This is a genomic window from Rossellomorea sp. DA94, assembly GCF_029834455.1.
Taxonomy (GTDB): domain Bacteria; phylum Bacillota; class Bacilli; order Bacillales; family Bacillaceae_B; genus Rossellomorea; species Rossellomorea vietnamensis.
Map to the genome: position 1 here is coordinate 1,419,410 of NZ_CP122397.1, position 19,689 is coordinate 1,439,098.

Consider the following 19,689-nt stretch of genomic DNA (forward strand, 5'->3'; position numbering starts at 1 on the left):
CCTTTCATTCTATGGCAAAGTAGGGAGGAAGATAACGTTAAATTTCATATTCCACGTGTAGGGGGACCGGAGTGGCCGGTTGAGATTGTATCCTGTAGATACTGACCCTTTGAACCTGAACTGGCTGATACCAGCGTAGGAAACATTCTCTTAAACGATACATAACCTGTTTAACGATGCGTCCCGCGGCTGAAGCTTGGGGCGTTTTTTTGTTTCACCCCTGAATTTACGCCTCAACTGCCTTTGGTTTACATTCATTTTCCAGAATAAGCGAAGAATATAGGAATGAGACGTTACGACCGCAAAAGACCGAAGGAGGAATCATCATGAAAAAATGGATGTTCCTCATCTGCTCTGTACTTCTTTTATCCGCCTGTAACGGTGGGGAAGATGCAGCCGATGAGAAGATGGACAATCTTAAAAAAGTAAATGTCGTACTCGACTGGACACCAAATACCAACCACACTGGATTGTATGTAGCGAAAGAAAAAGGCTACTTCAAGGATCAGGGACTGGATGTAGACATCATCCTGCCCGGGGAAGCGGGTGCCGATCAACTCGTTGCATCGGGGAAAGCCGATTTCGGAGTTGGATATCAGGAAGGTGTCACTCAAGCGAGGGTCCAGGATGTACCCATCGTATCCATAGCTGCCATCATACAGCATAATACGTCGGGGTTTGCTTCCCCGAAGAGTAAGGGTATTACAAAACCAAAGGATTTTGAAGGGAAAAGCTATGGCGGCTGGGGTTCACCCGTTGAGAAAGCCGTTATGGATTCAATCATGAAGCAAGAAAACGCGGATGTAGAAAAAGTGAATTTCATCAACATGGGAGACACCGATTTCTTTACTGCCGTTAAACGGGACGTTGACTTCGCCTGGATTTATTATGGATGGACAGGAATTGAAGCTGAACTCCGCGGTGAAGAGTTGAACATGATGTATGTAAAGGATTATTCCGATAAACTGGATTACTACACTCCAGTACTTACAACAAATGAGAAAATGATCGATTCAGATCCTGAAACGGTCAAGGCATTCATGGTAGCTGCTTCCAAAGGGTATCAATACACAATCGACAACCCGAAAGAAGCGGGAGAGATTTTATTAGATGCAGCTCCAGATCTTGATAAAGAATTGGTCATGAAGAGTCAGGAATGGCTCGCACCCAAATATAAAGATGATGCTGACCGATGGGGAGAGCAGAAACTGGAAGTCTGGGAGAACTATGCGTCATGGATGTATGAAAATGATTTATTAGATAAGAAACTCGAAAGCAAGAAAGCATTCACGAACGAATTCTTACCAAAATAAGAGGTGAACAAAATGGGGAACGCACTTGTAAGCATACAAATCATTCCAAAGACCAAGAACGGTGAAGATGTGATTCCATATGTGGATGAAGCGATCGCAATCATCGAAAAATCGGGAGTGCGATATGAAGTCCATCCTTTGGAAACGACGATGGAGGGGAATCTGTCACAATTATTCAAGGTGATTGAACAGATGAATGAACGAATGATTGAAATAGGAAGCAAAAATGTCATTTCCCAGATCAAAGTATTGTACCAGCCGGATGGGATCGAAATGGACGACTTAACGGAGAAATATAAAGGATGAGGACTTGGATTTCAAAAGGATGGAGACCCTTCTTGGTCCTCATCCTTTTATTCATCATTTGGGAAGTGGCCATTAAATTATTTGAGGTGCCAGCCTGGCTGATGCCGTCGCCTTCAGAGATATGGGAAGAAGGAATTGCCTCGTGGTCTGAGTTCAAGGGGAATTTCTCATCAACGGCATTTCTGACGATCACAGGGTTTGCGATCGGCTGTTCGATCGGGCTCGGGACAGCGGTGGTACTGCATCTCCTCCCTAAGGTAAGGGAAGCGGTCTATCCTCTCATGATCCTATCTCAGAATATACCCATCATTGTATTGGCCCCTCTCCTTGTCATTTGGTTCGGATTCGGACTCCTGCCCAAAATCATCGTCATTACCTTGATTTGTTTCTTTCCTGTGGCTGTTTCGGCGATGGATGGATTCAGGCAGACGAATGGAGAGTATATTCTTTATATGAAAATGTCCGGTGCAACCAAAGGACAGATTTTCCGGAAAGTGGAGTGGCCACATGCACTGCCTTCCATCTTCTCCGGTTTGAAAATCTCCGCTACCTATAGTGTGATGGGAGCGGTCATTTCGGAGTGGCTTGGTGCTCAAAAAGGGATTGGCGTCTATATGACTCTTGCATCCTCTTCCTTCAGGACCGACAGGGTGTTTGTCGCCATTTTCATGATCATGCTCCTAAGCCTGCTGTTCTTTGGACTCATCGTACTATTAGAAAGAGTCATGGTGAAGTGGAATCGAAAGGAGGACAAATAACATGACGACGTTATCGATCCAAAATATGTCCAAATCCTTTGATGGTGAATTGATCCTCGATGATCTTTCCATTCAAGTAGGGGAAGGTGAGTTTGTTTCCATCCTTGGGCCTTCAGGAAGTGGGAAAAGTACGTTATTTCACGTGATCGGTGGATTATTCGCACCCGATTCAGGAGATATAAAGCTCGATGGACAGTCGATCAATGGCCGTAGAGGGTCCATCAGCTATATGCCACAAAGTCCGTCCCTCTTACCGTGGAGGACGGTGATCGAGAATGTGATGCTTGGTCAGGAGCTGCATGGAAAGAGGGATAAGGAAATGGCGATGGGGATGATTGAGCGCGCCGGTTTGAAGGGCTATGAGGACGCTTACCCTGAAGATCTTTCAGGAGGGATGAAACAGCGCGTTGCATTTATTCGTGCACTGGTCAGTCCCCAATCCTTTTTATGCCTGGATGAACCATTTTCTGCCCTTGATGAATTTACCCGATTGGACATGCAGAGGTGGCTCCTTTCCATATGGGAAGAAGACTTAAGTTCAGTCCTGTTTGTCACTCATAATATCGACGAAGCACTTTTCTTGTCGGACCGTATCATTGTGTTATCAACCAGACCGGCACGCGTGCAAAAGGAATTCAAGGTGCCTTTCCCGCGACCTCGTGATAAAGAAATCCTTCTAACCGAAGAGTTCCTAAAATGGAAAACGGATATTTTCGAGGAATTATCCCAGTATGTGTAAACCATCGCTTATCGATGCTCATACTCATCTGGACTTATATGAAAAGGAAGAACGTGAAAAAATCCTGAGGGAGCTCGATCTCTACTCAGTAGAGGCTCTCATTTCTGTATCCCTTCACCTCCAATCATCCAAACGAAATCTGGCATTTGCGAAAAAGGACGGGAGGGTAAAGGCAGCTGCCGGTTTTCATCCGGAACAAGAGCTTCCTTCGGATAGTGAGGTGGAGGAACTTCTGGTGTGGATTCAGCGGCATCATCAAGAGCTTGTGGCAATAGGAGAAGTCGGTCTGCCCTATTACAAAATGAAAGAAGATCCCTCACTGGTCCTCGCTCCTTACATAGAGCTGTTGGAACGCTTTATCATTGAATCGAATCGGCTGAATAAACCCATCATCCTTCATGGTGTTTATGAGCATGCACACATCATCTGCGATTTATTGGAGAAGCATTCCATTTCAAAAGCTCATTTTCATTGGTTTAAGGGAGATAGTAAAACGATCGAAAGGATGATCCGTAATGGTTACCTCGTTTCTGTTACGCCTGATGTCCTGTATGAAAAGGAAATACAACAGCTGGTCAGGGACTACCCGATCGAAGGGCTGATGGTGGAGACAGACGGTCCCTGGAGGTTTGAAGGAGTCTTTCAAGAAAGAATGACTCATCCTGGCATGATGCACCGCTCCATTGAGAAAGTGGCCGAATTAAAAAGTATGTCAGAAGCAGCTGTATATAAACAATTGGTCAAAAATACAACTGAATTTTATGGTTTATAGAACAAACTTCTCCTGCGGTTAGTCAAGTGGGGGGAGTTTTCTTTTTTGGCTTTATGCTAATTAAACATCTTTTACCATCATATTTCTATCTCGATTGACAGAAAATGAAAGTAATGAATGATAGGAAAAGGTGAGAAAAATGGAATTGAATAATCACTATACGCCATATCAAGCTGGCGATGTTGTGTACGTGATCTACCGTAACCCGCATACGCAAAGTGTAGCCAATGTGCAGGAAGCAGCGGTTGTACACGATCCGGAAAACCCAAACGAATTAGCATTATTTCTTTATGAAACCTATTATCCGTTAACACATGAGGTAGCAGTCTATTCTACAGAAGCAGAAGCAGAAGAGGCTTATTCACAATCATTTGGAGACCTTTAGGAGGGAAAGAATATGGTGAAACCGTTTGTGCCTCAATTGGTCTATTTTGAACCAAATGCACTGGATTACCCATTAGGGAAGCAGTTAAAGGAAAAGTTCGAAAAGATGGATGTTGAAATTCGATATACCACTTCCCACAATCAGGTGCGCGATCTGCCTGGGGATAATCATTTTCAAAAATACAGGATCGCCAAATCAACGTTAGTGGTGGGCGTGCGGAAAACGCTGAAATTCGATACCTCCAAACCGTCAGCTGAGTATGCCATCCCGTTTGCGACAGGGTGTATGGGGCACTGCCATTATTGCTATCTTCAAACCACGATGGGCAGTAAACCCTATATTCGCACCTATGTGAATGTTGATGAAATATTTGAGGCGGCGGATCGGTATATAGAGGAAAGGGCACCCGATTTCACGCGTTTTGAAGCAGCGTGTACGTCTGATATCGTCGGTGTGGACCATCTCACGCATACACTAAAGCGCGCGATTGAACATTTTGGTAAATCGGAGTATGGGAAGTTACGTTTCGTAACCAAATTTCATCACGTTGATCATTTGCTGGATGCGAAACATAATGGGAAGACAAGATTTCGCTTCAGCATCAACGCAGACTATGTCATTAAGAATTTTGAACCGGGTACCTCCCCGTTGGATAAAAGGTTGGAAGCAGCCGGTAAGGTAGCCAGGGCAGGGTATCCATTGGGCTTTATCGTAGCTCCCATCTATATACATGAAGGATGGCAGGAAGGATATAAGCAAATGTTCGAACACCTCGAAGCCCACCTTCCTGAAGAAGCAAAAAAGGATTTAACTTTCGAATTTATCCAACACCGTTTCACGAAGCCTGCTAAAAGGGTGATCGAGAAGAATTACCCGATGACGAAACTTGAATTAAATGAAGAAGAACGTCGATACAAATGGGGGAAATACGGAATCGGTAAGTATATATACCAGAAGGATGAAGAGCAGGAAATCAAAGATCATCTGTATGCTTATATGGAGAAGCATTTTCCGAAAGCGAAGCTGGAGTATTTTACGTAAAAAAAGGGACTGATTACATGTACGTTCTGTTGTAATCAGTCCTCTTAATGTAATTGTGGAAGTAAATGTTCCAAGTCCTTCACCCGCATAGCAATTTCGTCACAAATTTCCTGATAGTGTACCCATTCTTCAATCAATGTCGCAGAACGTTTACGTGGATTCGGTAAATTCCAATAGATGACTTTTTCTTCTATTTCAGAGGGAAGCTCCATCTTGTCATCATACTCTGTATCCTGAATCGCAACGATAACCGAGGCCTCGCCAAGTTCCTTCATCTCAATGCGCGAAAGAGGAAATGAACTGATATCGATACATAATTCTTTCATTGCTAGGACGCTGAATTCTTCACGACTACGACTGTCAGAAACCCATCCGGCACTTTTAAAAGACCAATCCGACACTTCGAGCTTCTCTGCCCAGCCCTCAGCCATCAAGCTGCGCTGTTGACTACTTGAAAGAAAATAGACGGTTTTATTCATAATCGTATGTTCCTTTCTATTTCATGCTGTTATTACTATTTACCCAATCACGTAAAAGATAATCCATGAAATGTGAAAAGAATTTTTTGGTAAGGCTTTCTTAGTAGAATGGATTCATTGAACTACCTGAAATTATGAAATACTACTACATAAAACTAGTAATTTCGATGTGAATCTCCTTTAATCTTCTTTCATTTCATAAAAAATCAGTATAATGGGGAAAGGAGAATGAAATTCTTGAACGCACAAAGCAGCCGGGGGATGACAATAGAGAAATTCATTCATTAAATGTTCTAAAAATTTTTGGTTTTATAAAAATGATAAAAGGGTAATATCTTTATACTATTTGGAAAATTATAGGGAGGTACATCTATGAAATTTAATTTGACAACCAAGATCATTACAGCCTTGATATTAGGGGCTGTAGTAGGATTGATCCTGAACATATTTGCAAAAGATTTATTCGATATATTAGACCCTTATCTGTTCACACCCCTAGGGAAGATTTTCCTCAACCTGATCAGTATGCTTGTCGTGCCGATTGTGTTTCTTTCCATCGTCCTTGGATCGGCAGGATTGGGAGACCCGAAGAAACTCGGAAGAATCGGTTTGAAGACGATTGTTTACTTTTTACTGACAACGTGTATCGCCATTGTGATTGGTTTGACACTGGCATACATCATCGACCCGGGATTGGTGGAAGGAATCGACGCCTCCCAATCAGAGGGCTTTAAAACAGAAAAGGCTCCTCCTGTCGGCGAAACACTTATGAACATCATCCCCAAAAACCCATTAACCGCCATGACCGAAGGCAATATGCTCCAAATCATCGCGTTTGCCATCTTCATCGGATTCGGATTAACGGCACTGGGCGATAAGACAAAAGGAATTCTGAAACTTGTGGAGCAAGGAAACGACCTGATGATGTATCTCGTGACCCTTGTAATGAAATTCGCTCCATACGGAACATTTGGATTGATCGCTTCGGCAATCGGAAGTCAGGGTTCCAGTGCCCTGAAAGCGATGTGGCTTTATTTTGTAGTTGTATTAGCGGCTTTACTTGTTCATGCCATCATTACGTACGGAGGAACGATATTCTTACTCGCAAAGAAAAACCCGATTTGGTTCTTCAAGAATTTCAGTCCTGCCATGAGTGTAGGGTTCAGTACATCCAGCAGTAACGCGACCCTCCCGATTTCAATGGACGTTGCCCAGCAGCGCCTGGGTGTCTCAAAGTCGGTCAGCTCCTTCGTCCAGCCCCTGGGAGCCACGATCAACATGGATGGTACCGCCATCATGCAAGGGGTGGCCACTGTGTTCATCTCTCAGGTATACAATGTGGATTTATCCATGGAACAGCTCATTACCGTCGTCCTCACGGCTGTACTTGCCAGTATCGGTACCGCAGGGGTACCGGGAGTCGGGTTGATCCTCCTGGCCATGGTCTTAAGCAGTGTTAATCTTCCTGTCGAAGGGATCGGGTTAATCCTTGGAATAGACCGTCTGTTGGACATGGCCCGTACATCCATTAACATCTCTGGTGATGCTGCATGTGCCCTGTTTGTATCCGAGTCAGAGAAAAAACGGACCATTAAGATCCAAAGGGGCGAGTCATAAACATCCGCCCAACGTCATGTTGCAAGAAAAAAAGATGAAATCAACTCGATTTCATCTTTTTTTTGTAAAAAGGAGCGGGGCGTATTGGGTATGTATGCTCCCCATGTACATTCGACAAATTAAAGGAGACGGACTTGGTGAGAAATCCGGTATGTTATCCTGAATAGTGAATGCTGCACAGTGATCACTAAAGTCTATTTAAGGAGTTGTTTTTCTTGAAAGTACTGATGATTGTTGCCCATCCGCGGACGAATTCCCTCACATTTTCCATTACAAAGCATATTCAGAAAGGTCTGCATGACAAAGAATATAAGTCATCCATTTTAGATTTGTACAGGGAGGAATTCAATCCCCTGCTTGATGAAAAGGGTGAAGATGAGTGGGATAACCCTGCGAAAGGAAAACCCTCTTATATTGTTGAGAAGGAAAGGAAGAAATTAAAGAGATATGACGCCCTGATCTTTGTGTTCCCGATTTGGTGGTATGGTTTACCAGCCATTATGAAAGGGTATATTGATCGAGTCTTTACATATCCGGCATTCACTCAAGTTAATCCTCAGAAGGTTCTTTGGGTCGGGCTCGCAGGTGAAACGAAGGAGGAATTTATTTCTAATGGTCATGATGAATCGTTGAGACACCAACTAATACAGGGAATTTCAGAAAAGATGGGGGTCATTGACAAAGAAGTGGAGATCTTTTTCGACACAATGGACAGGGATAAAAAATTCGATTATGAAAAAACTATGAATAAAGCGTATCTGCTTGGTACGTTATTTTGATTAGGGTGAGAAAAAAGTACTGTTTTTCAATAAATTTAAATAATTTTTTGTGAATAAATATTGAGTAATAATTGATATAAGACAAAAATATCGAATATTAACGTATATTTATTCATGTATTTATCCCTGTAAGAAGCAGATGACTTTAAAAAATTCTCGTTTATGGTATGATAATTCTTGTGTCTATAACAGCCGGGAAATTAACATTTAAAAAATAAGTGTATAAAAAATACACTTAATTGCATAAGGAGGAGGTACTTGATATGGGTGAAGAATTAACATTGGGAACCTGGTTATGGTTATTAATTCCAATGCCGACATTGATCATTTTATCAATCATTACTTTTTTTACAGAAAAAACAAAGGAGTAGATTATGGATATTAATATTCAAACGTTAACATCGATTATTATTTATTTAATTGGAATGGGTATTATTGGTTACATGGCAGCTAAGTTAACCAGCAATTTATCCGACTACGTGCTTGGAGGCAGGCGATTGACTGCCGGTGTAGCTGCCTTGAGTGCAGGTTCTTCCGACATGAGTGGTTGGTTGATGCTCGGTCTGCCGGGTGCCGTTTATGCCAGTGGTATGGGGTCAATCTGGTTAGCGATTGGTCTATCGGTAGGTGCGTACTTGAATTGGCAATTCGTTGCAAAGCCATTCCGGGTTTATACGGAAGTGGCGAATGATTCAATTACAGTACCTGATTTCTTTGAAAATCGTTTTCACGATTCAAGCAAAATTCTTCGAGTGTTCTCTGCTATCATCATCCTGATCTTCTTTACGTTCTATACTTCATCGAGTTTAGTGGGTGGAGCAATCTTACTTGAAGAATCATTCAATATGGATTACCGTTTAGCTTTATGGGTTGGTGCAGGGGTCATCCTGTCTTACACATTCTTTGGTGGATTCCTTGCAGCCAGCTGGACAGACTTCATTCAAGGGATCTTGATGTTCCTTGCTTTGATCATCATTCCGATCGTAGCCATTTCCGAAATTGGCGGTTGGGATGCAACGGTAAGTGCCGTATCAAGCATCGATCCGTCTTACTTGAATGTTTACACGGGAGCGACGTTTGTTTCAGTCGTGTCGCTTCTCGCATGGGGCTTGGGTTATTTCGGACAGCCTCATATCATTGTCCGTTTTATGGGTATTAAATCAACGAGAGAAATACCTAAAGCACGCTTGATTGGTATGGTATGGATGATCGTCTCCCTATTCGGAGCCATCTTCATCGGTTTCTCTGGTATTGCGTATTTCGCTGATTCACCGTTGGAAAACTCAGAAACGGTGTTCATCATGTTCTCGCAAGTATTATTTAATCCATGGGTAGCAGGTTTCTTACTTGCGGCCATTCTATCAGCGATCATGAGCACAGTGGATTCACAGCTTCTTGTTTCATCAAGTGCCCTGGCTCAGGATTTCTATAAAGCCATTTTCCGAAAAGAAGCAAGCCAAAAAGAAGAGGTATTGGTTGGTCGTATTTCGGTAGTGGTAATCGCCATCCTTGCCATTTTCCTAGGATATGACCGCGATAGTAAAGTGCTTGAGTTAGTCAGTTATGCATGGGCTGGTTTCGGTGCTGCCTTTGGACCTGTCGTGATCTTGAGCTTATTCTGGAAACGCATGACACGTAACGGTGCCCTTGCAGGTATGATCACAGGTGCAGTGACCGTCATTGTATGGAAGCAGTTGTCTGGAGGACTCTTCGATGTGTATGAGCTCCTGCCTGGATTCATCTTTGCGACCATCGCAATCTTTATCTTCAGTTTTGTTGGTAACCCTCCTGCCAAAGAAGTACAGGAAGAGTTCGAAACTGTTAAGTTGCGTCTAAAAGAATAACCAATTGATCTTAAAAAGGACCCGATACGATCGTATCGGGTCCTTTTCTTTGCATTATTTTATTTTCTCGTAATGCGCCAATGCTCTCTTTCTGGCTGCTTTGTGATCAACGACTGGATATGGATAATCCGCTCCAAGGGTAAGGTTTGCCTTTTTCAGAACATCTTCGGGAGCGTCTGAGGGTTTGTGTATATATCGATTAGGGAGTTGACTTAGTTCAGGGACCCACATCCGTATATATGTCCCTTCTTCATCAAACTTTTCACTTTGAAGGGTCGGATTAAAGATCCGGAAGTAAGGTGCTGCATCAAATCCTGAGCCTGCCACCCACTGCCACCCCATTGAATTGTTGGCAATGTCTGCGTCAATCAGGGTATCAAGAAACCACTCTGCTCCCCTTTGCCATGGGATGAGCAGGTGCTTTGTCAGGAAGGATGCCACAATCATTCGCACCCGGTTATGCATAAAACCGGTTGCCCACAATTCCCTCATCCCTGCGTCGACGATGGGATAACCGGTTTTGCCCATTGTCCATTTCTCCCAACCTTCTTCATCACTTTGCCAATGGAATTCGGCAAACTTCTCATTTAGTGGACGTGTCGGTGACTCGGGATAATGGAGGAGGACTGAATAGGAGAATTCCCTCCATATAAGCTGCTTAATAAATGGTTCAATCGGTTTATTCTCCATATCGAGGAGGGCATGATAGATTCTCCTGACGGAAATGATCCCGAGAGCCAAATAAGGTGACAAGGTGGAATACAGTCCCTTGCCCGGGAAATCTCTCCCTTCTGAATAATCATCTAATCTTTTAGTGAGGAATGAGTTCATTCTTTTGATTGCCGCTTCTTCACCAGGGTCCCATATGCTTTCCATGATGTGATACCAGGGGATGGTCGGAAGGAGATCCAAATCGTTCAGGACCATCCCATCGTCTTGTAGCTGTGGAACCTCCATCCGTTTAAGAGCTGGAAGGGGTTTTGGGATTTCTTCTTTCCTGAGTGATCGGTAATAAGCTGAATACACCTTATATGGAGTACCGTCATCCTTTTTGATTTTCCAGGGGGGCAGAAGGAGGGTTCCCTCGAACGTCTTGACCTGGATTCCTTGGGAGGACAGGGCCTCGGCCATCGAACGATCCCTTTGGTAAATGTCGGGGTCGTATGTCCGATTCCAGTAAACAGCCTTTGCGTTGGTGTTCTTCACCCATTTGGAAAGGACTTTTTCCACGTTCCCCTTATCCAGCCATAGTCTGCCGTTAATCGATTGAAGGGAATGTTGGTAGGCCTCGATATTCCGGTGCAGCCACCACTTCTTTGCTTCGCCTAGGTTGCTTTCCTCGTCTAGTATATATAGGGGGATCACATTCCCTTCCTGGCAAGCTGCATAGAGAGCGGGGTGATCATGAATCCGTAAGTCCTCTCTGATCAGAATGATGATGGGATCCTCCACCTTGATTCCTCCTTTAAAATGATGCTATCTTCAGCGCATGGTTACAAAAATGATTACATGCATTCTAAGTAGAAGTATAGTGAATCATTGATTTGTATTCAAAATTTAATGGGTTGGATAAAAGATGTTTGATTGGGATTGAAAACAGGTATGATATAGGTGTAATATTACACTATAAACGATTAAGGTGTGAAACCATGACAAAAGAAGAAATCATATTAATCATCTCTGATAAATTAAGGCTGGTACGGACAGAGGCGGGGTATACGCAGGATAAGATGGCTACTGTCATAGGGTTATCGAAAAAAACCCTCGTACAGATTGAAAAAGGTAGAGTGATGGCCAGCTGGACCGCAGCCGTCGCCATTTGTGCGTTATTCAAGGATAGTGAAACGTTAACGACCAGTCTTGGTGGAGAACCCCTTGAGGTTATTGAGACCATCGCCCGGGAAGGCATTGATTATCGGAAGGAAAAAACACTTGGTGGCAAGATTTGGTGGAAGGATATTAAAAAGACTGACGAATACATTCTTCAACAAAACCTGTTCAGTAAGCACTATCGAATACTCGATGCAGAGGACTACCGGATCTATAGCAGCTTCGATGAGAAAAGCAGCCGTAAGCGATTGGATGAATTAACGAGTCATTAGGATACATAACAATAGAGGAGGGACGGACCTTTAAAGGTCCGTCCCTCCTCTTTGTTGATGGCTTACTTTACCACAAGGACACTGGATTCACAGTCTTGCGTGACTTTTTCGCTTACACTTCCGAGTACCCATTTCTTCATGCCGGATTTGCCGCTGCTTCCAACGACAACCAGGTCGGCCTGTATTTCCTTGGCGTATTCACAAATGCGTTTCGCTTCAGAACCTGAGAGGTGAATGTAGTTGGCATCCACTCCATGAGGAGAAAGTTTTTCCCTCGCATTTACTAAATACGGGTGAGTGGAAGTAGGTGTCTGGATTTCATGCCTGTCTTCGTCACGGACTTTGTTGTCAGGGGAGACCGATAGATTCCCCATGTACTGGTTATCGAAACCGGGAGACGTATCAGCGAGTGCGTGAGTCGGTGTGAAATTATCACGAGGTTCATTCGCTGTCTTTTCATCTGAAATATGAAGCACGGTCAGTTTAGAGTCTATGGAACTTTTCATTAATTTCGATACTTCGTCTAATGCTTTTTTACTGCCATCTGTTTCATCGTAAGCTAATAGAATATGTCTATACACGTTAATCACCTCAACATTGGGATATCTGTTGTTTACCCGTTTCTAGAATTTTTAATCTTCTTTGGCAGATTCCCGAGGTGGGGATAATCTGAAATAAAAATAAGGAGCAGAATGGGGGAAGATCCATTCTGCTCCTTCGCTTTCAATAATATAACTCAAATAATTGCAAGAATAATGTTTGGCTGATAGGGGTTCCTTTTAAAGCATGCTGATGATCCAGCCAATAACAACAATTGCGCCAATGACCATTAAGATCGTACGTACCATGAAAATCACCTCGACTTATTGTATCGTGAAGAATGTTTTTGTATCTAACCGGTTAAAGGTAAGATACCCCGTTATCGACTGGTTAAAACATTCTCCCTCTGTTCGTTTAGCCAATTTACTCCTGCTGGTGTTATTTCAGTTCCGATTCTCCCTCTTTGGATGAAAACGTATCCTAAATCCTGTAATTCGCTCAATCTTGTCCTGATCTGTTGAACGGAGAGCGGGGTCGGACTTTGTTGGAGTGAAGAATGGATCTTTTCCCTGCTTGCCCTTTCTCCATTTTCAAAGAATCCCACTAATGCAGTCAGGATGTTGATATACTCCTGGGATTTAGACATGGTGATTTCCGCCGGAGAATAGGTACCGTTAGTTTGCTCTATCTCAGTGAAATTATAATCATTTCTCGGTAATTCTTGCAGAGTCAGCCTGTTGTGCCCAGCCACGGTCATCATATATAGGAGTGTATTTTTTAGTTCCCGGATATTTCCCTTCCACGGTGCTTTCTTCATGGCTTCCAAAACGGCACGGTCGATCGTGGTGATTTTACTATGTTCTATTCCGAGGAAGTGTTCGATAAGAAGGGGGATATCTTCACTTCTTTCCCTGAGACTTGGAAGCTGTAAGGATAACACTTTTAATCGATGGTAGAGGTCTTCCCGGAACGTACCTTCAATGATTAAGTTTTGAAGATCCTTGTTTGTAGCAGCGATGATCCTCACATCCACCGGGATATTTTTGTTTCCTCCAATCCTTCTGATTTCCATTTCCTGAAGCACCCTTAGAAGTCTCGCCTGAAGCTTTAAGCTGATATCGCCTATTTCATCAAGGAACAGGGTGCCTCCATCGGCTTGTTCGAATAATCCTTTTTTGCCGCCCTTTTTAGCACCCGTAAAGGCTCCTTCCTCATAACCGAATAATTCACTTTCCAATAGGTCCTCCGGCAACGCGCTGCAGTTAACAGCGAGGTATGGACTGTTCTTACGGGAAGAATCATTGTGCATGGCGCTGGAAAACAGCTCTTTCCCAGTCCCTGTCTCACCATAAATCAATATCGGCAGCTCGCTTTTTGCAAGTTTTTCTGCGATCAATTTAGTGTCTTTAATAAGAGGGCTGTTCCCTAATATGCTGTCGAATGTATACTTAGCGATATATCCCCTTCGCTGGAGCTCGCGTTTCCGCACTTTCTCCATTTCAATGGTCTCTTCCATATCCTTGAAAGTAGCCACAATGACACCTTCTGCCTCCAGCCGGAAGCGATACACCATGACATTCTGCTGACGGAGTGTGAAGTATTCCAGATCTTCATCCTGCTCTGAGGTCAGGAAACGATTGAGCTCGATGTTTTTGAACACCCTGCTCAATTTCTTCCCCTTCGCGTGAGCCGCGGTAATCCCGATCATTCTTTCGAGTACTTCATTGAAGACGGTGATTTCCCCATCCTCCTGAAAGGCGAGGATTCCGTCGTTCACTCCATCGACCACTTTATTTAAAAATTTGTTTAATGTTTTGGCCCGACGGTTAATGGCACCGAGCTTCTGACTGAGCTCGATGATTTTCCTTGTATAACGATCTGTAATATCAAAGGTCAATCTCTCTGATAATTGAAAATGGTGGATGATTTTCATGATCGTATTCAAATCGATCAGTCTGACACCTATATCGATTTTATGGGGGATGGAAGAGGGGATGCTCGCCATCTCCCCTGGAGAAACAGCAATATCAATTTGTTTCGTATCCCCTCCTCCTGAAGGAGAGTAAGGGATATAGTCCACGTGATCTATACCGAGACGCTTCAGAGTGGAGACGGCTTCTTGGGCCGTCTCGATGAAGTCATTCACATAAAGGATCTTCTTTCCCGGAGGTAATTCAAATATGCGGTCTATGTATTCATAATTCACCGTACGGCGGGCTTTGATGATGGTGCAGGAATCGAAATCGATATATTCCTGTACTTCAGGCTCGATCAGAGAAGATGAGTATACAATCAGTTCATGTGTGAAATAGGTTGGAATCCCCTCATCGCAGGCATAACTGGTAATATGGATCAGTTCGCCAAAAACGGACTGTAACTGTTCCTTCAGGGCTCTCTCTGTTTCCTTTGTACCGGCTAATAGAATTAATTCACGTTTCATTTGAATCCTCCTTATGGTTAATGAAAGGTTTTTGGTTATCTATATTCTAACCCATTTCAACCATTAATGGGATTGAAGTTTGTATTTTCAGATAATAAGGGGTTGGCATGGAACTTGCATATAAGAAAATGAAGGTTATTAATCTGTTAAACGGGGGGATAAAAAATGGAGAAAGAACAAAAAGCTTGGAAGGTACCGCATACGTTTATCATTGTGTTTTTCGTCGTACTTGCGGCTGCCATTTTAACGTATGTCATACCTAAGGGGCAATTTGCTACAGAAGAAATCACGTATATGCAGGATGGGGAAGAACAAACCAAAACAGTCCTGGATCCGGATTCGTTCAGTTATTTAAAAGATGATGATGGAAACCTCATCAGGGAAGGAACAAGCCTTTTTGAACCTGGTGGTGGGATCGGTTTCCTGAATTATGTATTTGAAGGTCTTGTATCAGGAGATAAATGGGGCTCGGCCGTAGGGGTAGTGGCCTTTATCCTCATTATCGGGGGAGCCTTCGGAATCATCATGAAAACAAGGGCGATCGAAGAAGGGATCCTCAAGGTGATCGATCGGACCAAAGGGAAGGAGTCCCTTATCATTCCGATCATGTTCTTCTTATTTTCATTAGGGGGGGCCGTCTTTGGAATGGGGGAAGAGGCCATTGCCTTTGCCATGATCCTCGTTCCGATCATGATTGCCATTGGATATGATGCCATCACGGGGATCATGATCACGTATGTTGCCACTCAGATCGGGTTTGCCACATCGTGGATGAATCCATTCGGGGTAGCGATCGCTCAAGGGGTTTCCGGTGTACCGGTTCTATCAGGTGCCGGCTTCCGTATTGTCATGTGGATCGTCTTTACTCTTGTCGGAATCATTTACACTTGGAGATATGCCAATGCGATCAAGAAGGATCCTAAACGAAGCCTTTCTTACAAAACGGATGAATATTTCAGGAAAGAAGGTAAAGTGGAAAACTTACATGCGAAGTTCACTTTGGGACATACACTCGTCATTCTTACAGTAGTAGTGGGGATCGCCTGGATCATTTGGGGGGTCGTGGAACATGCTTATTATATTCCTGAGATTGCAAGCCAATTCTTTACCATTGGTTTAGTTGCAGGGGTCATCGGGGTTCTGTTTAAATTAAATGGAATGAGTTGGGATGATGTAGCAAACGGCTTCATCGACGGAGCGAAAGATCTTCTGCCTGCAGCTTTGGTGGTCGGGATGGCGAAAGGGATCGTCATCATCCTTGGTGGAGACGCACCGGATGCACCCTCTGTATTGAACACGGTATTATATGGTGCGGGGCAGGTAGTCGGTGATTTCCCGGAAGCCATCTCAGCATGGTGTATGTATGTATTCCAATCTGTATTCAACTTCTTCGTGGTTTCCGGGTCCGGTCAAGCAGCGCTCACGATGCCATTGATGGCCCCGCTTTCCGATATCGCAGGCGTCACGCGCCAAGTATCGGTACTGGCTTTCCAACTGGGGGATGGATTAACGAATATCCTGGTTCCGACTTCTGCAGCCCTTATGGGTACACTCGGGGCAGCGCGGGTCGATTGGGGTGTGTGGGCTAAATTCATCATTAAATTCATGCTCATTCTATTCGTACTGTCATCCATCTTTGTGATTACGGCCACACTCATCGGATTCTAATTTTTGAACGTTTGTGCCGGGTCCGCCTTTCTGGCCCCGGCTTGGTCATTAACATGAAATGAAAGGAGCAAACATCATGCTGACATTAATTCAAAACGGGGAAGTTTATGCTCCAGCATATCTAGGGAAAAAGGATATCCTCCTGGTAGGGGATAAAATAGGTTTCATTGAAGACAAGATTGAACTTCCCGGTCAATTTGTGGATATAAAAGTGGTGGATGCAACCGGGAAGTATGTTGTACCCGGATTCATCGACTCACATGTCCATATTATGGGCGGAGGAGGCGAAGGGAGCTTCCGTACAAGAACCCCTGAAATCCAATTGACTCAGGCCACGCTCTCAGGAATCACCACCCTTGTCGGTGTCATCGGCACAGACGGGACGACGAGGACGATGGCAAGCCTCATAGCCAAAGCGAAGGGGCTGGAGGAAGAAGGGATTACCTGTTATACGCAAACCGGTTCATACCAGGTACCTTTGAAAACCCTAACCGGAAAGATTGAGGATGATATCATCTTAGTCGATAGAATCATTGGAGTGGGTGAAGTGGCGATAGCCGATCACCGCTCATCTCAGCCGACGGTAAACGAGTTAGCGAAAATTACTTCCGCCGCAAGGATTGGAGGGATGTTGTCGGGGAAAGCCGGGATTGTAAATATCCACGTCGGGGATAGTTATGATCACTTGAACCTGCTGGAAGAGATTGTCGAGACGACGGATATTCCGATCAAGCAGTTCTATCCGACTCACATCAACCGGAATGCCCATCTTTTTGAAGCAGGGATCCAATATGCACTTAAAGGCGGCTATGTAGACTTTACAACAAGTACCATCCCTCAGTTTTTGGAAGACGGGGAAGTGAAATGCAGTCAAGCGCTTAAACGCATGCTCGATGCGGGCGTACCGGTGGAACAAATCACCTATACCTCCGATGGACAAGCAAGTCTGCCGAATTTTGATAGTGATGGAGAGCTGATCGGACTGCAGATCGGTCAGGTGTCAAGCCTCTATAAAGAAGTGAGGGATGCCGTTCTGATGGAAAACATCCCTTTGGAAACAGCGATCAGGGTCATTACCTCGAATCCTGCGAAAATCCTGAAACTAAAGCAAAAAGGTCGCGTGGAAGTCGAAAAGGACGCTGATCTTGTCCTTTTGGATCAGGAAACCCTTGACGTGAATACGGTTTTCGCCAGAGGGAAATTGATGGTGGAAAACGGGGAAGCAATCGTGAAAGGGACATTTGAACAGTGATGGAAAGAAAGGATAGCCCGGAGCCTTGGTGCTCCGGGCTATTTTTATTGAAATTGGATGCTCGCTTAGAGCGGTTCGTGTGAAATCTTCATTTTATCAGCGAAATCTGGAATATATCAGCGGAATTCCGAATATTTCAGCGAAAACATTACTTTTATCAGCGAAATACCGAATATATCAGCGAAACGAAAAATCATTCCCCTTTTTGTAGAGGCGCCTAAACCTTATCCGACCCGAGACGGAGGAAAAAACCACCAGAAGCCCCTACTGTCCTTAAGGTCATTTCCATATGATAAAGATAGTTACTTATTGATGGGGGACGGATGTTATGAAAAAAATGATTGAAATCTTTAAAAATCCAATATTTTTAAAATTATTCTTCGCTAACTTTACTTCGCATATGGGAAGTGTGATTGGCCTGACAGCGTTTATGTTTTATCTGCTGGATCGCTTTTCTGAGCAGCCCATGTATGCATCGATTACGGAAATGATGTATTCACTCCCGACTCTTCTCGTGTTTTTCCTTGTAGGTGTGTTCGCTGACAGATTGGACCGCCAAAAAATTGCCTATCACTGTGATACAATCAGTGCTATTCTCACATTATTATTATTCGGTGCCATCTTCATAGGCTGGCTTCCGCTCATCTTTACGGTTCTCTTCCTAAGAAGCGGTGTCCAGAAATTTTTCTTCCCGGCAGAACAAGGAATCCTGCAGGGGGTCCTCTCAAAGGATGATTATTCTACAGCTGCCGGACTCAACCAAATGGTTATGAGCTTGTTTATGCTACTCGGAAATGCCGTTGCCATCTTTGTCTATTGGACGACAGGGATTTACGGTGCCATTGCGGTTGACTTCGTTACCTTTGTGATCTCTGCCATCCTGATTAAGAAATGTGTCATTCCGGAAGAAGTCAGGCTCCCAAATGGGAAGCATTCCTGGAAAGATTTGAACATTCAATCTGTGACTAAAGACTTTACAGAAGGAATGAAATATATTTTCAATCATAAGCTGCTCCTATCATTGATTGGAGGGTTTATCGTATTCGGCATTGTGAACGGTGGATTTGCGGTCATCCCTATTTTTATATTGAAATATAAATTGGCTCCCGATTCCTATGAAGAATATTCCATTCTATTAGGGGTAGCCTTCGGGGCAGGAGTGCTGATCGGAAGTATCTTCTCCTCCATGCTCACCCAAAAATTCAAATTTCATGTATTGATCGTGGCAGGTCTCGTGATATCGGGTACCTTTATCATCGCAGCATCGTTTGCCCCGACCACCTGGCTTTTCCTGATGATCATTTTCATTGCTGCACTGGGATTGCCACTTGTGAACATTGCAATCGGGGGATGGATGCCGAGTATCATTGACCCAAAGATGATGGGGAGGGTACAGGGATGGATCAATCCCCTTATGATGCTGTCACAATCGATCACCCTGGGAGTCATCGCTATGACATTCCCGTCTGTGATCACAGTTGAAATGCTCTACTGGCTCGTCGGAGGCTGCCTCATCATCGTAGCCGTATTCTACACCATCATCCTGCCTAAATACGTAAAGGAAGAAGAACCACATTCTGCCGTTTTAAATAGTTAAAGAAACATCCCTGCTGAATTGGGCAAGATGATTCAGTAGGGGTTTTTTATATTATAA

18 protein-coding genes and 1 riboswitch are annotated in these 19,689 nt (G+C 43.9%); of the genes, 14 read left to right on the forward strand and 4 right to left on the reverse strand.

The genetic code is table 11. The annotated features are described in order from the left end of the window. The first annotated feature begins 49 nt into the window (after window positions 1-49). Window positions 50-159: riboswitch (TPP riboswitch) on the forward strand. 167 nt (window positions 160-326) lie between these two features. The 7 genes from P8596_RS07510 (at window position 327) to splB (ending at window position 5,314) form a co-directional block, all read left to right on the forward strand. Continuing rightward, window positions 327-1,313 carry an ABC transporter substrate-binding protein gene (locus P8596_RS07510; RefSeq protein ID WP_279726521.1) on the forward strand — a complete coding sequence of 329 codons (987 nt, stop codon included), beginning with the start codon at window positions 327-329 and terminating at the stop codon, window positions 1,311-1,313. A 12-nt stretch (window positions 1,314-1,325) separates the two neighbouring features. Next, window positions 1,326-1,619 carry a thiamine-binding protein gene (locus tag P8596_RS07515; RefSeq protein ID WP_061810949.1) on the forward strand — a complete coding sequence of 98 codons (294 nt, stop codon included), beginning with the start codon at window positions 1,326-1,328 and terminating at the stop codon, window positions 1,617-1,619. Next, the gene (locus tag P8596_RS07520; RefSeq protein ID WP_224520571.1) at window positions 1,616-2,377 is read left to right on the forward strand and encodes an ABC transporter permease; all 762 of its coding nucleotides are present in this window, start codon (window positions 1,616-1,618) and stop codon (window positions 2,375-2,377) included. The genes P8596_RS07515 and P8596_RS07520 overlap by 4 nt, the downstream gene beginning before the upstream one ends. A gap of 1 nt (window position 2,378) precedes the next feature. Further along, window positions 2,379-3,116, forward strand: a complete 738-nt coding sequence (locus P8596_RS07525; RefSeq protein WP_224520570.1) for an ABC transporter ATP-binding protein — start codon at window positions 2,379-2,381, stop codon at window positions 3,114-3,116. Beyond that, window positions 3,109-3,888, forward strand: coding sequence for a TatD family hydrolase (locus P8596_RS07530; RefSeq protein ID WP_279726523.1), 780 nt, complete (start codon window positions 3,109-3,111; stop codon window positions 3,886-3,888). The genes P8596_RS07525 and P8596_RS07530 overlap by 8 nt, the downstream gene beginning before the upstream one ends. A gap of 139 nt (window positions 3,889-4,027) precedes the next feature. Then, window positions 4,028-4,273 carry a transcriptional regulator SplA domain-containing protein gene (locus P8596_RS07535; RefSeq protein ID WP_034763200.1) on the forward strand — a complete coding sequence of 82 codons (246 nt, stop codon included), beginning with the start codon at window positions 4,028-4,030 and terminating at the stop codon, window positions 4,271-4,273. A gap of 12 nt (window positions 4,274-4,285) precedes the next feature. Beyond that, on the forward strand, window positions 4,286-5,314 hold the full coding sequence (gene splB / locus P8596_RS07540; protein ID WP_224520568.1) for a spore photoproduct lyase: 1,029 nt from the start codon (window positions 4,286-4,288) through the stop codon (window positions 5,312-5,314). Between the two features lie 44 nt (window positions 5,315-5,358). Here the strand turns inward: splB and P8596_RS07545 are convergent, their stop codons facing one another. Next, window positions 5,359-5,793, reverse strand: a complete 435-nt coding sequence (locus P8596_RS07545) for a low molecular weight phosphatase family protein (RefSeq protein ID WP_224520567.1) — start codon at window positions 5,791-5,793, stop codon at window positions 5,359-5,361. A 372-nt stretch (window positions 5,794-6,165) separates the two neighbouring features. Here P8596_RS07545 and P8596_RS07550 point away from each other — a divergent pair, with 372 nt between their 5' ends. The 3 genes from P8596_RS07550 to putP all read left to right on the forward strand — a co-directional run bounded on the left by P8596_RS07550 (window position 6,166) and on the right by putP (window position 10,033). After that, complete coding sequence (locus tag P8596_RS07550; protein WP_061810955.1) at window positions 6,166-7,410, forward strand: dicarboxylate/amino acid:cation symporter; 1,245 nt, start codon at window positions 6,166-6,168, stop codon at window positions 7,408-7,410. A gap of 215 nt (window positions 7,411-7,625) precedes the next feature. Continuing rightward, window positions 7,626-8,189 (forward strand): NAD(P)H oxidoreductase, encoded by a 564-nt coding sequence (locus P8596_RS07555; RefSeq protein WP_061810956.1) that lies wholly within the window; start codon window positions 7,626-7,628, stop codon window positions 8,187-8,189. Between the two features lie 374 nt (window positions 8,190-8,563). After that, window positions 8,564-10,033 carry a sodium/proline symporter PutP gene (putP, locus tag P8596_RS07560; protein ID WP_061810957.1) on the forward strand — a complete coding sequence of 490 codons (1,470 nt, stop codon included), beginning with the start codon at window positions 8,564-8,566 and terminating at the stop codon, window positions 10,031-10,033. A gap of 54 nt (window positions 10,034-10,087) precedes the next feature. Here putP and P8596_RS07565 read toward each other — a convergent pair whose 3' ends face one another. After that, window positions 10,088-11,485 (reverse strand): cryptochrome/photolyase family protein, encoded by a 1,398-nt coding sequence (locus P8596_RS07565; protein WP_279726525.1) that lies wholly within the window; start codon window positions 11,483-11,485, stop codon window positions 10,088-10,090. A 197-nt stretch (window positions 11,486-11,682) separates the two neighbouring features. Here P8596_RS07565 and P8596_RS07570 point away from each other — a divergent pair, with 197 nt between their 5' ends. Continuing rightward, window positions 11,683-12,135, forward strand: a complete 453-nt coding sequence (locus tag P8596_RS07570) for a helix-turn-helix transcriptional regulator (protein WP_224520565.1) — start codon at window positions 11,683-11,685, stop codon at window positions 12,133-12,135. A gap of 62 nt (window positions 12,136-12,197) precedes the next feature. On the opposite strand, the gene P8596_RS07575 is transcribed toward P8596_RS07570, so the two are convergent. Together P8596_RS07575 and P8596_RS07580 are read right to left on the reverse strand one after the other, a co-directional pair. Further along, entirely contained in the window at window positions 12,198-12,716 is a 519-nt protein-coding gene (locus tag P8596_RS07575; RefSeq protein WP_224520564.1) for a universal stress protein, read from the reverse strand. 338 nt (window positions 12,717-13,054) lie between these two features. After that, on the reverse strand, window positions 13,055-15,115 hold the full coding sequence (locus tag P8596_RS07580; RefSeq protein ID WP_224520563.1) for a sigma-54 interaction domain-containing protein: 2,061 nt from the start codon (window positions 15,113-15,115) through the stop codon (window positions 13,055-13,057). 165 nt (window positions 15,116-15,280) lie between these two features. Here P8596_RS07580 and yfcC point away from each other — a divergent pair, with 165 nt between their 5' ends. The 3 genes from yfcC to P8596_RS07595 all read left to right on the forward strand — a co-directional run bounded on the left by yfcC (window position 15,281) and on the right by P8596_RS07595 (window position 19,632). Then, on the forward strand, window positions 15,281-16,783 hold the full coding sequence (gene yfcC, locus P8596_RS07585) for a putative basic amino acid antiporter YfcC (RefSeq protein WP_224520562.1): 1,503 nt from the start codon (window positions 15,281-15,283) through the stop codon (window positions 16,781-16,783). A 76-nt stretch (window positions 16,784-16,859) separates the two neighbouring features. Then, entirely contained in the window at window positions 16,860-18,035 is a 1,176-nt protein-coding gene (gene iadA / locus P8596_RS07590; protein ID WP_224520561.1) for a beta-aspartyl-peptidase, read from the forward strand. 328 nt (window positions 18,036-18,363) lie between these two features. Continuing rightward, window positions 18,364-19,632, forward strand: coding sequence for an MFS transporter (locus P8596_RS07595; RefSeq protein ID WP_061811088.1), 1,269 nt, complete (start codon window positions 18,364-18,366; stop codon window positions 19,630-19,632). The last annotated feature ends 57 nt before the right edge of the window (window positions 19,633-19,689 follow it).

Coding starts and splice junctions, on each gene's coding strand:
- P8596_RS07525 (WP_224520570.1), top strand. CDS start 2,379: ATGACGACGTTATCGATCCAAAATATGTCCAAATCCTTTGATGGTGAA.
- putP (WP_061810957.1), top strand. CDS start 8,564: ATGGATATTAATATTCAAACGTTAACATCGATTATTATTTATTTAATT.
- P8596_RS07530 (WP_279726523.1), top strand. CDS start 3,109: ATGTGTAAACCATCGCTTATCGATGCTCATACTCATCTGGACTTATAT.
- P8596_RS07570 (WP_224520565.1), top strand. CDS start 11,683: ATGACAAAAGAAGAAATCATATTAATCATCTCTGATAAATTAAGGCTG.
- P8596_RS07545 (WP_224520567.1), bottom strand. CDS start 5,793: ATGAATAAAACCGTCTATTTTCTTTCAAGTAGTCAACAGCGCAGCTTG.
- iadA (WP_224520561.1), top strand. CDS start 16,860: ATGCTGACATTAATTCAAAACGGGGAAGTTTATGCTCCAGCATATCTA.
- yfcC (WP_224520562.1), top strand. CDS start 15,281: ATGGAGAAAGAACAAAAAGCTTGGAAGGTACCGCATACGTTTATCATT.
- P8596_RS07580 (WP_224520563.1), bottom strand. CDS start 15,115: ATGAAACGTGAATTAATTCTATTAGCCGGTACAAAGGAAACAGAGAGA.
- splB (WP_224520568.1), top strand. CDS start 4,286: ATGGTGAAACCGTTTGTGCCTCAATTGGTCTATTTTGAACCAAATGCA.
- P8596_RS07550 (WP_061810955.1), top strand. CDS start 6,166: ATGAAATTTAATTTGACAACCAAGATCATTACAGCCTTGATATTAGGG.
- P8596_RS07595 (WP_061811088.1), top strand. CDS start 18,364: ATGAAAAAAATGATTGAAATCTTTAAAAATCCAATATTTTTAAAATTA.
- P8596_RS07515 (WP_061810949.1), top strand. CDS start 1,326: ATGGGGAACGCACTTGTAAGCATACAAATCATTCCAAAGACCAAGAAC.
- P8596_RS07535 (WP_034763200.1), top strand. CDS start 4,028: ATGGAATTGAATAATCACTATACGCCATATCAAGCTGGCGATGTTGTG.
- P8596_RS07520 (WP_224520571.1), top strand. CDS start 1,616: ATGAGGACTTGGATTTCAAAAGGATGGAGACCCTTCTTGGTCCTCATC.
- P8596_RS07510 (WP_279726521.1), top strand. CDS start 327: ATGAAAAAATGGATGTTCCTCATCTGCTCTGTACTTCTTTTATCCGCC.